Below are 607 nucleotides of genomic sequence, written 5' to 3'. Positions count from 1 at the left end.
TATAAAGAATCGGGAGTGTCTAAATATTTCTGCCACTTTTTTAAGATTCTCATCAAAGCTCTATTCACTTTTGCATCTGCAAAGGCAGCCAAACCTGCTGGTGTAATCATTGGAAAATCGAGAATTGCATTGATAGGAAAACCAACCATTCCAGTTGTATTGTATTCTGGAGCAGTTTTTAACACATGATTCATGATGAGCAACATTTCTTGGTAATTCTTAATTTTTACGTCACCACTTCCTGCTGGCGGCGCAAATTTTGGTTGTTGCTGAAACATTTGTGTGAAGTACATATTGATGATAGGATCGGTTTCTATCAACTTTTTAAAACTCTTAATCGTAGGATCGAGTTTAAGCTTTTTCTTTTTTGCTTCTTTTTTAGTTCTTTCAAGCCAAGCTGCTGCATCTTTTTTGGTTGGAAGCCAGTTTCCCATTCTGTTGGTTACAGGCATATATGCTGCATTATTCTTTGATAATTTCATGCTGTTTAAGGTTAGGTTAGTTTACGCACCCAATTAGGGTAAATTGTAAATATGCCATAACTAAATGATACTTTTTAGCGTGGAAATATCAGATTTTAAAAATAGGTGTTTGTACTTAGTAATGT

Annotated in this window: 1 protein-coding gene; it reads right to left on the bottom strand. The window is 34.8% G+C overall.

Features of this window, described 5'->3' with window-relative positions; genetic code table 11:
- Nucleotides 1–482 (bottom strand): phophatidylserine decarboxylase associated domain-containing protein (locus ACRBBL_RS27205; RefSeq protein ID WP_431372262.1); only part of this gene is annotated, 482 nt, incomplete at its 3' end.
- Nucleotides 483–607: the final 125 nt, after the last annotated feature.

The sequence above is a fragment of the Kordia sp. genome, assembly GCF_050633145.1.
Classification (GTDB): domain Bacteria; phylum Bacteroidota; class Bacteroidia; order Flavobacteriales; family Flavobacteriaceae; genus Kordia.
This window is presented reverse-complemented; position numbering and strand designations above follow the sequence as displayed.